4 protein-coding genes are annotated in these 11,624 nt (G+C 36.0%); 1 reads left to right on the top strand and 3 read right to left on the bottom strand.

The window, feature by feature from the left end:
- Positions 1–144 precede the first annotated feature (144 nt).
- Positions 145–1,236, top strand: coding sequence for a glycosyltransferase (locus tag EOD40_RS03930; protein WP_128193600.1), 1,092 nt, complete (start codon positions 145–147; stop codon positions 1,234–1,236).
- Positions 1,237–1,320: 84 nt separating this feature from the next.
- Here the strand turns inward: EOD40_RS03930 and EOD40_RS03925 are convergent, their stop codons facing one another.
- Genes EOD40_RS03925 through EOD40_RS03915 form a run of 3 tightly spaced genes read right to left on the bottom strand, consistent with a single transcriptional unit; the run spans position 1,321 to position 11,538 of the window.
- Positions 1,321–3,270, bottom strand: a complete 1,950-nt coding sequence (locus EOD40_RS03925; RefSeq protein WP_128193599.1) for an OmpA family protein — start codon at positions 3,268–3,270, stop codon at positions 1,321–1,323.
- 11 nt (positions 3,271–3,281) lie between these two features.
- Positions 3,282–4,196 (bottom strand): PorP/SprF family type IX secretion system membrane protein, encoded by a 915-nt coding sequence (locus tag EOD40_RS03920; RefSeq protein ID WP_128193598.1) that lies wholly within the window; start codon positions 4,194–4,196, stop codon positions 3,282–3,284.
- Between the two features lie 55 nt (positions 4,197–4,251).
- On the bottom strand, positions 4,252–11,538 hold the full coding sequence (locus EOD40_RS03915) for a DUF7507 domain-containing protein (RefSeq protein ID WP_128193597.1): 7,287 nt from the start codon (positions 11,536–11,538) through the stop codon (positions 4,252–4,254).
- Positions 11,539–11,624 lie beyond the last annotated feature (86 nt).

Below are 11,624 nucleotides of genomic sequence, written 5' to 3'. Positions count from 1 at the left end.
TAATAAACAACAGTGTCTTTTTTTTTAAACAATTACTTTTTAATTATTACATTAGGAAATAATAACTTAATAGTTTGATAATTCATAAGCAAGTTTGCAAAAATTTTGTTTAACTATTTTTATCATTAAAATGATTTAAAAAAAATGAATTTAAACTCTCCTAGCAAAACAATTTTAGTAGCTCCGTTAAATTGGGGCTTAGGACACGCAACGCGCTGTATCCCGATTATTAAAGCCTTACAAGACAATAATTTTATTCCAATTATTGCCTCAGACGGAATTGCTTTGGACTTATTAAAAAAAGAATTTCCTTATTTAAAATTTCTGGAACTACCATCCTACGAAATAGAATATGCCAAAAACGGCAAATATTTCAAATGGAAACTACTGAAGAATTGCCCCAAAATGATTGAAGCCATTTTAGAAGAAAAGAAATTAGTAAAAAAATGGATTAAAAAATACGATATAGACGGCATCATTTCTGACAACAGACTTGGAGTTTACAATAAAAAAGTGCCTTCGGTATTTATTACACACCAACTTAATGTCATGACAGGAAACACTACCTGGTTAAGCAGTCTTTTACATCAAAATATTATTAAAAAGTATACCGAATGCTGGATTCCCGACACCGCTGATACACCTAATTTAGCGGGCGAATTAAGTCATTTAAAAAATCATGATTTAAACATAAAATACATAGGCCCGTTGAGTCGAATGAATTCTAAGAAGCTTGAAAAAAAGTATGACTTGATGATTATTCTTTCGGGGCCTGAACCGCAACGAGGAATGCTGGAAGAAAAACTAAAAAAAGAAATTGCACTTTACAATGGGGACATTCTTTTTGTAAAAGGAATTATAGAAAAAGAGCAAAAAAAGGAACAAATAGACGCTGTTACTTTTTATAATTTTATGCACAGTCGCCAGCTAGAACAAGCTTTCAATGAAAGTAATATCATACTTTGTCGTTCCGGATACACCTCGATTATGGACTTGTCAAAACTGAATAAAAAAGCTTTTTTCATTCCTACTCCCGGACAATACGAACAGGAATATTTAGCCCAAAAATTAAAAAAAGAAGGCCTAGTTCCTTTTGCAAAACAAGATCATTTCACTATTAAAGATTTAAATGAGATAAACGATTACAAAGGACTTTCTGAAATAAAATCCAATCTAAACTGGCCTGAAATACTCAATGTGTTTTTAAAAGAAGAAACACTAATCAATCATAACTGAATATGATCAATTAGTGTTTTTAAAATGTTACCCTATATAACCCCCGTTTATAGGGTAACGGCAATAAAACCTAAACTAACTAAACTACTTTATAGAAATAATTACAAACTCACTTCGTCTATTAGCCTGATGTTCTTCTTCAGTACACTCTACTCCATCAGCACATTTATTTACCAATTGTGATTCCCCATAACCTTTAGCGGTTAAACGCAATTCATCAATTCCATTTTGAATTAACCACGCCTTAGTAGAAGCGGCTCTTCTTTCCGATAATTTCCAGTTATACATTGCAGTATTCCTACTATCAGTATGCGAACGAATATCAATTTTGATTGTTGGATTTTGCATCATCACATCTAAAATCTTAGACAATTCCAACGCCGCATCATTTCGGATATCTGATTTATTTAAGTCGAAATAGATAATTTTTATTCCAAAAACTTTAGCAATATCATCTCCAACAGTTACTTTTTTCAAGGTTTTTTCTATTGCAACCGGAACATGGGTTTTTCCTGTATTTCCCGCAATTGTTGTAGCAACCTCATCAGTGTTATAAGCTTCTTTTTCTGTTTTAATATAATATTTAGCTTCACATTCTACTTCTCCAAAATCAAACACTCCTTTAACATCAGTTGTTGCCGATTTCAATAATTGATAGCTACTGTCATACAAACTCACTTTGGCATTTGCAATCAATTGATTAGTCTCAACATCGGTAACTTTCCCGCCTAAAAACTGTTCGCAAGGATATTCTATTGGTCTGTTTTCCTTAACCTTATAAATATCATCTCCTCCCAAACCGCCATCTCTGTTTGAAGTTACATATCCAATTTTAGATTTATTGTCAAACAACAAACCAAAATCATCCTTAGGACTATTCAGCGGTTCTCCCACATTTAAAACCTCTCTAAAACTTCCGTCCTGTCTGGCTTTCGAAACAAAAACATCCATTCCACCTAAACCGGGATGACCATCAGAAGCAAAATAGAGTTCGTTTTTTTCGGTTATAAAAGGAAAGGTTTCCCTGCCTTCGGTATTGATGCCCTTTCCTAAATTTTCTGGAGTACCATAAGTTCCGTCTTCATTTATTTTTACTTTATAAAGATCAGACTGTCCTAATGTTCCCGGCATATCAGAAGCAAAATACAAAGTCTTCCCATCGAAACTCAACGCCGGATGCGCCACACTATAGTTATCACTATTAAAAGGTAATTCGGTAACATTCTCCCATTTTTCACCATTTAAGGTTGCTTTATAAATTTTCAACAAAGTAGTTTCCTTAGTATCCTTTCCGCGTTTACCGTCATTATAATTGTTTCGGGTAAAATACACCGTCTTAGCATCCTTAGTAAAAACCGGAGTTGACTCATGAAATTTAGTATTCAAATCTTTAAATGCTCTTCTCACATTAGTTAACAAGCCATCTGAATCAATAGTTGATTGATATAGATTAGTAAACCCCTCTCCAGTCCAGGGATCCATCCGTTTTACAAAAGTTCCCGTATCACGGGCACTGGTAAAAACCAAATTGTCATTGTAATACGAACTTCCATAATCAGAATATTTAGAATTGATACCTGCATTTTCTATGGCATATCGTCCCGAATTTTTCTTAATAACAGTGAGATAATCTCTTTGAGTTCTTGCCAATTTAGCTCTCAAATCATTACCATTCTCTTTATTAAATTTGGCCATCATTTCATCTGCCTTTTTATACTCTTTAATTGACTTTAAAGATTGGGCAAATCGGTAATAACATTCGGGAGTCACAATGGTTTCAGAAGCAAACAACTCTTTGTAATATTTGGCGGCATTCTCTAAATCACCGCTGAAATAATAGGCATTGGCCAGTTTTAACAACATGTCCGGAGACTTATAGCCTCTTTCAAACATGCGTTCGTAGGTTTTTATAGCATCGATATAAGCGAATCTGTCGTAATCCTTATCCGCCTTATTATCTCTGGAACCAACTTGTGCCGAAAGTTGCAAAGCAAAAAAAACAAGCAACAATACTGATATGTTATACTTTTTCATAAGCTATTCTTTTAGAAAAATCTTGGAGTTATTATTCTCTTTTGAATATTAAACAATTCAAAACGTAAAAATATTTCATGAGAACCTGAGTTGTAATTTTCCAAACTAGTAGTATCAAAATCATAGCTGTAGCCTACAAGCAATCCATGAGTAACTTGAATTCCTGCCATTGCCGTTGCTGCAGCACTCCATCGATAAGAAAGTCCTAAGGTAAATTTATCCTGCAGCAATACATTAGCAGATAAATCGACTTGCAAAGGAGCTCCCGATACCATTTTGGTCAAAATACTTGGCTTTAACTTAATCGATGGACTCACGTCAAAAACATATCCTCCCATCAAATAATAATGCAACCGGTCTTTGACAGCAACTGATGAATTATCATCGAAATGTTTTGTGTTTAAAAAGTTGGGAACCGAAAAACCTACATACATTTTATCAGAATGATAATAAACCCCTGCTCCAATGTTTGGAGAGAATTTGTTATCAATATTATTTTGAAATGCCGGATTAGCTGTATTATATCGGGATAATTTGGTATAATCCACATTCAATAAATCGGCAGAAGCTTTGATTCCAAAAGACAAATCATATTCTTCAGATGTTGGAATAGTATAAGATACATCAACAGCAATATTATTTTGATCTCCTGCACCAATTTCATCATTTACAAATGAAAGTCCAAGCCCAACCCTTGAATTTTGGAGTGGTGCATTAATCGAAAAAGCATTAGTAGTAGGCGCACCATCTAATCCTACCCACTGGGTACGATGCAAACCAAAAATACTCGTCACACCACGATTACCGGCATAAGCAGGGTTAATATTAATTGTATTATACATATAATGTGTGTATTGCGAATCTTGTTGAGCAAAACCAGAGACCATTACTAATAACAGAAGTAGTATTATAGAATTTGTTTTCATACTATTAATTTTAATTACTCTAAAGAACCTTTCTTTCCAATGCTATATTTATTTACTAATCGTTAACTAAATGCAAGTAGCCTGATTTATTAAACCCTTTACCTTCTGCATCAACATATTTAAGCACATAGAAATAAGTCCCACTTGGCAAACCATTAGATTGACTTAGCGTTGTTCTTCCTTCAGACACTCCCCTAAACGCCTTGTTCGCATTATCATAACCATCCACTTCATACACTTTTACCCCCCAACGGTCAAATATTTGAACGGTATTATTTGGATAACAATCTAATCCTCTTATATATAAAATCCTCTCATACTCTGAACCTACATTTGGTGAAACAGCGTTGAATACTTTTATTACACAACCATCAACACCTATTACGGTAGCATCATTTTCTAATGGATTATCATTATCAGACAAATCCTGAACTATTACACCTAAAGGACTTGTACCATATACAGTAGCTTGATTAGTTACATGTCCTGCAATTATATCTTCTTGGGTAATGCTATAACTTCCTGTGAAAGTAGTATTATCCACAGCTCCAATAGGCATATTAATTCTACCACTATTCATTCCAAGTCCAACCATTGCATTATCAATCCAAACATTAGACAATGGTACATTACCCAAATTCATAATAGTATAGGTATACAAAATTGTTTCACCTATTTGAGCCTGGCCATCGTTATTTTCATCTTGAAACTCCCCATTTAACATTAATCCAATTTTTGGAGATTGTGGTAAATTAGTTTCTGTGCTTGTATCATTATTAACTGTTGTTCCCGAGATGTCCTGAACATCGTTACCTAATAGATCTTGCCCTTTGGCAATAGCCGTATTAGTCACTTTTCCTAAATTAATATCAGCTTGGGCAATGGTGTAATTTCTAGTTACCACTCCAACTCCCGATGGTGCTAATGTAGACGGCACTAAGGCTAAATTTGCCACTCCTAACTTAGCATCATTGATTACAATGTTACTTACTGGTAAGTTCCCTGTATTGGTTACTGTAAAAGTATAAGTAACGGTATCTCCTACTGCAGCTTTTGTTGCATTTCCATTATAAACCGCTGTTTTAACAAAGGCTAACGAAGCCGATTTTGGTAAACTAGTTTCGGTACTGGTGTCATTATTAACCGCCGTTCCTGAGATATCCTGAACATCCACTCCTTGAGGATCCTGTCCTTTGGCAATAGCCGTATTCGTTACTTTTCCGGCATTAATATCAGCCTGGGTAATGGTATAATTTCTAGTTACCACTCCAACTCCCGATGGTGCTAAAGTAGAAGGCACTAAAGCTAAATTAGTCGCTCCTAATTTGGCATCATTAATTACAATGTTGCTTACCGTTACATTTCCGGTATTGGTCACTGTGAAAGTATAAGTAATAGTATCACCCACTGCTGCTTTAGTCGCATTTCCATTGTAAACCGCTGTTTTAACAAAGGCTAATGAAGCCGATTTTGGCAAAGTAGTTTCGGTACTCGTGTCATTATTAACGGCTGTTCCTGAGATATCCTGAACATCCACTCCTTGCGGATCCTGTCCTTTGGCAATAGCCGTATTGGTTACTTTTCCGGCATTAATATCAGCTTGGGTAATGGTATAATTTCTAGTTACCACTCCAACTCCCGATGGTGCTAAAGTAGAAGGCACTAAAGCTAAATTAGTCGCTCCTAATTTGGCATCATTAATTACAATGTTGCTTACCGTTACATTTCCGGTATTGGTCACTGTGAAAGTATAAGTAATAGTATCACCCACTGCTGCTTTAGTTGCATTTCCATTGTAAACCGCTGTTTTAACAAAGGCCAATGAAGCCGATTTTGGCAAAGTAGTTTCGGTACTCGTGTCATTATTAACGGCTGTTCCAGAAATATCCTGAACATCAATTCCTTGCGGATCCTGTCCTTTGGCAATAGCCGTATTGGTTACTTTTCCGGCATTAATATCAGCCTGGGTAATGGTGTAACTTCTGGTTACCACTCCAACTCCTAACGGTGCTAAAGTCCCCGGAATCAAGGCTAAATTGGTCGCTCCTAATTTGGCATCATTAATTACAATGTTACTTACCGTTACGTTACCGGTATTGGTCACTGTGAAAGTATAAGTAACTGTATCGCCTATTGCTGCTTTTGTTGCATTTCCATTGTAAACCGCTGTTTTAACAAAAGCCAATGAAGCTGATTTTGGTAATGTAGTTTCGGTACTGGTATCATTATTCACAGTAGTTCCTGAAATATCCTGAACATCCACTCCTTGAGGATCTTGTCCTTTGGCAATAGCCGTATTCGTTACTTTTCCGGCATTAATATCAGCCTGGGTAATGGTGTAACTTCTGGTTACCACTCCTACTCCCGATGGTGCTAAAGTTCCCGGAACCAAGGCTAAATTAGTCGCTCCTAATTTGGCATCATTAATCACAATATTGCTTACCGTTACATTTCCGGTATTGGTAACCGTGAAAGTATAAGTAATAGTATCTCCCACTGCTGCTTTTGTTGCATTTCCATTGTAAACCGCTGTTTTAACAAAAGCCAATGAAGCTGATTTTGGCAAAGTAGTTTCGGTACTCGTGTCATTATTAACGGCTGTTCCTGAAATATCCTGAACGTTATTGCCCTGAGGAGTTTCGGCATTAACCAAAGCGGAGTTGGTTACTTTACCCGCATCAATATTGGCTTGAGTAATAATATAAGTTCCCGTTATACTTGAATTTGTTGCACCTACTCCCAAACTGGCAATAGAATTTCCTGTTATTGTTAAACCAATCATTGGGTCAGAAACTACAACATTAGTTAAGGTTGTATTTCCTGTATTAGAAACCGTGAACGTATAGGTAATTGTATCACCTACCGATGCCTTAAGTGGATTACCATTATAAACAGCTGTTTTCACTAAAGCTATTGCCGGTGTTTGAGTCACAGGAGTTTCAGTACTATCATTTGTACCTATTGTAGTTCCTGAAAGATCACTAATATCATTATTTTGCGGGTCTTTTGCCGTAACTGTTGCCTGATTGGTTACTTTTCCTGCATCAACATCAGCCTGAGTAATTACATGAGTTCCTTTAATAGTAGAATTTGTAATACCTGGAGCCAAACTGACTATCGGATTTCCAGTGATAATTAAACCAACCATAGGATCAGTCACCACAACATTTGTCAAAGTTGTATTTCCTGTATTGGTTACTGCAAAAGTATAAGTTATTGTTTCTCCCAATAGCCCTGTAGCTGTTCCGCTGATTGCGGCTGTTTTTACTAACGCAATGCTTGATGTTTGAGGCAAAATAGTTTCAGTACTGGTATTATTATTTACAGTAGTTCCAGAAATATCCTGAACGTTATTCCCTTGAGGAGTTCTGGCAGTAGCCAAAGCAGAGTTGGTTACTTTACCTGCATCAATATTGGCCTGAGTAACAATGTAAGTTCCTGTTATACTTGCATTTGTTGCACCTACTCCCAAACTGCCAATAGGATTTCCTGTTATTGTTAAACCAATCATTGGATCAGAAATGACAACATTAGATAAAGTTGTATTTCCGATATTGGAAACTGTGAACGTATAAGTAATTGTATCTCCTGCCGTTGCTTTAAGCGGATTACCATTATAAACTGCCGTTTTTACCAAGGCGATAGCCGGGCTTTGAGTAACCGGTGTTTCTGTACTGTCGTTAGTACCTATAGTAGTTCCTGAAATATCAGTAACATTATTATTCAGTGGATCTTTAGCCGTTACTAATGCTGAATTCGTTACTTTTCCTGCATCAACATTGGCTTGAGTAATCACATAAGTCCCTGTGATACTTGTATCCGTAATTCCGGGAGCCAAGCTAGCTATCGGACTTCCTGTTATAGTTAAACCAACCATAGGGTCTGTCACTACTACATTAGTTAAAGTTGTTGTCCCTGTATTGGTTACTGCAAAAGTATAGGTTATTGTTTCTCCCAAAAGTCCTGTTCCAGTACCGCCAATTATTGCTGTTTTTACTAAAGCAATTGTAGATCTACTACCAATTGGAGTTTCGGTACTATCATCTGTTAATACCGTAGTACCCGAAATATCCGTAATATTATTATTTTGTGGATCTTTTGCGTTTACTAATGCCGAGTTAGTTACTTTACCAGCGTTAACATCTGCTTGGGTAATCACATAAGTTCCTGTAATACTTATATTAGTTGCCCCAGGAGCTAAACTGGCTATTGGGTTTCCAGTTATAATCAATCCAGGCATAGGATCGCTTACTACAATATTAGTTAATGTTGTTGTCCCTGTATTGGTTACTGCAAAAGTATAGGTAATTGGATCCCCTAATCCTCCAGCTCCTCCAACGCTTCCTGTCTTAACTAAAGCAATTTTTGGATTTTGAGTTACCGGTATTTCTGTATTATCATCAGTAGTTACAGTTGTTCCCGAAATATCGGTAATATCATTATTCTGTGGATCTTTAGCGGTTACTAATGCCGAATTGGTTACTTTTCCGGCATCAACATCTGCCTGGGTAATAACATAAATTCCTGTTATACTAGTATTAGTAGCCCCCGGAGCTAAACTGGCTATTGGATTTCCTGTTATACTCAAACCAACCATAGGATCGGTTACTACAATATTAGTTAAGGTTGTATTTCCTGTATTAGTTACCGAGAAAGTATAAGTAATAACGTCTCCCTTAGCTCCTGTTCCTCCCACGACTGCTGTTTTTACCAAAGCAATTCCATCCGTTTGAGGCACTAATGTAGCAGTACAATCTGTACAACCAGGGTTTACCGGACAACTACCGCAAGGTGTTGGATCAGTAGAAGTAGCCGTTATAGTTGTTCCAAAAGGTGTTACGGCAGTTACAGTTGCTAAATTATACACAACTCCTGCATCTATATCAGCCTGGGTAATAATATGAGTGGCAGTATAACTTGTAGAATCACTGGCTCCCGGAGCAAGACTCGCTATTGGAGTTCCTGAAACGTTAGCATTATTATCTGTTACAGTAACATTGGTTAAGGTTTCATTGCCTGTATTTTTTACTACAAAAGTATAATCAATTCTATCTCCTACGTTTACTTTTCCATCTGAATTGGTATCAACATAAACTCCGTCCTTAGTTACTGTAATTGCCGATGAATTACACAACAATGTGCCACCATCACTCTCAGAAGTATCTACAAAAGCCCCATAAACATTAATTGAATTAATTACACTTGCAACTGAATTCAAAGTAAGTCTGATCTCATCAAATGGCAGCGTAGTTTTAAAACCAATATTATACACTCCCGGAACTGAACCCAAAACATCAAGCCCTATAAGTGACAAATCGATTACTTGTCCTGCTGTTCGGGATTCTTGTAAAACACCATCATTATAAGTACTGATGCTCAAAGATTGTAATAAATTAACCTGAGCCAGAGTTCCTAAATCTCTAATTACATATCCTGCAAATGTTCCTTTAGGGTAGGTAAATAATTGATCTTTTACAGAAACTGACCCTGAACCTACCACTCCTGCAATCAAAGTAATATTAGCAAAATCGGTTTTATCGGCAGTCAATAAATTATTGGTATTATTAACGGCACAGGATACACAGGCAACTCCTTCAACTCCCGTTCTATCTTGATTAATTACTACCGGAAAATCAGGATTTGATAAAACATAGGTCTTATTACATTCTACTACAGGATCACATAATTTTTGGAATACCGCATTATAAACTTTAACAATCCCTAAATTTAAAGAGACTAAATTTTCAAAAGTAATTTTAACCTCATCAAAAGCTGTTGTGGATACGAAACCAACCGTTTTTTTACCCGTAGTAACTAATAAATCGGTTCCTACAGAAACCAAAACATCATTACCTATTTTTGATTCTTGTTGTACTCCATTCAAATAGGTAGTTACTCTTACTGCATTAAAAGCACCTACATTAATTAAATTTGGATTTTCTATAGTATAACCTGCAAAAGTTCCCGCCGGATAATCGGTAATTTGTTCTTTTACTGATAAACTTCCGCTTGTACCTACCCCTACTGATAAATTAACTTCGGCATAATTCGTAAGATTGGCATCTATTAAATTATCCTGATTATTTACTGAACATAACGCACAAACTAAACCATTTATACCAGAATTGGTATTATTAACATATACCGGATATGTTGGTGTAGTCACTGCTGTTTGTGTATTACAAGGCAAGGCCGGTCCTGCACAGAATCTTTCAAAAACAGCACCATAAACTCTGGTTGTTCCTAAATTCACTGCTAAAGTTTGATTGACCGACAATTTCACTTCATCAAAAGATTGTGTACTGACAAACCCTAATTTGAATCTCCCTCCCGAAGCGAGCAATGAGGTATTTGCAACTAGATTATTTCCCGAAAATTGCTCCCTTAGGACACCGTTTAAATAAGTGCTAACCACTACATTCCCTAAGGCCGTCAAACTTAAAAGATTACTATTCTCTATTTCTAAACCGGCATAAGTACCTGCAGGATAATCTGTAAGCTGATCTTTTATAGCTATAGTTCCGGAAGCCAACAAACCAACAGTTAAATTAATTGTTGCATAATCATTAGCATCAGAACTAATAGCATTTTCAACATTAGAAACACTTCCCACACTAACCCCTGAAACTCCTGTATTAGCCTGATCAATGGCAACTGGATAAGTAGGCAAACTTACTTTAGTAGCTGTATTACAAACCAAAGCCGGTCCTGCACAATATTCTCTTACAACTGCATGGTAAATATTAGTAGAACTTAATAATGACACTCCTCCATCTAAAACAATCTCAATGGCATCAAATGCTACTGAAGTATTAAAACCAACAATATAATCTGTCGGGCTGGACAACAAACTTAACCCCAGTAATGAAGCACCAGAAAATGATTGCTGTTGAACGCCATCATTGTACGTTTTAATTGTTATACCATTTAGCAAATCCAAACTAAGTAATCCACCACTTGGAGCAATTTTAAATCCCGCAAAAGTTCCAGCAGTATAGGTTGTATTACTATCGGTAACCCTCAATGAATGAGAAGTCCCGATACTGACTACTCCAAAATTGGCCGAAGCAAAATTGGTTAAACTGGCATCTATTAAGCGGCTTTCATTATTGATACCACAACCCACAATCGAAAGACAAACACCTGTAGTATTTGTACTAACCGATAAGTTATCAAAATTAGCCGATACAAAAGGGGTAGGAACTTCAACATTACATTGCCCATAAGAATTCAAAGACAATAGTATCAACCCTAAGAACAAAAACAACTTATTAAATCTGTTTCTTAATTGCGTTATTTGAATAAGGTTTTTATTAGATAAATCAAGGTAGTTATTTCTCATAATCTAAAGAATTTAATTTTGATTTAAATCACATTTTAGGCGTTTTATACGAATACTATGACTATAAAAACTATAAAACCCAAGAG

This window comes from Flavobacterium sufflavum, assembly GCF_004016525.1.
GTDB classification, from domain to species: domain Bacteria; phylum Bacteroidota; class Bacteroidia; order Flavobacteriales; family Flavobacteriaceae; genus Flavobacterium; species Flavobacterium sufflavum.
The sequence above is the reverse complement of the archived record's forward strand: the minus strand, read 5'-3'. Positions and strand labels throughout refer to the sequence as shown.